The organism is Sulfitobacter sp. HI0129 (assembly GCF_001635395.1).
Taxonomy (GTDB): domain Bacteria; phylum Pseudomonadota; class Alphaproteobacteria; order Rhodobacterales; family Rhodobacteraceae; genus Sulfitobacter.
The window spans coordinates 1-454 of record NZ_LWGH01000913.1; the positions used below are offsets into that span (position 1 = coordinate 1).

A 454-nucleotide genomic window follows, 5' to 3' on the forward strand; every position below is an offset into this window, starting at 1 on the left:
CAGTATCGAGGTGTTCATCAAACGTTTCCGTAACATGATGCAGCACTCCGAATGGCCGATCTGCATCATCCTCACGGCGACGCCCGAGGGGCGTGCCATGATCAACCACGATCCCACGCTGACCCGGCGTCTTCGCCCGATCGAGATGAAGCCTATGACATTCGCAAGTGATGGGGCGCTCCTTCGGAAAACGATGATCAAATTGTTTGAGGATGCGGGCGTCCGGGACGCCGGAATTCTTCAGATCGACGAATTCATCAAGATCTTGATCCATGCATCCGTCGGGCGGTTTGGCGTGGCCGTTGAAATGACAATCGAAGCCATCGGCGAATGTCTCGAAGATGACAATGATGAGATCGACATGTCATATTTTGCCGACGCTTATGCACTTCGCATGGGCTGCGACGAAGAGTTGAATCCCTTTGTTTCCGAGCACTGGAAACAGATTGACACG

1 protein-coding gene is annotated in these 454 nt (G+C 53.1%); it reads left to right on the forward strand.

All coding sequences use genetic code 11. The features are described 5' to 3' along the window. The coding region (locus A3764_RS25455; RefSeq protein ID WP_082866009.1) for a hypothetical protein at window positions 1-454 on the forward strand (454 nt) is incomplete at both ends.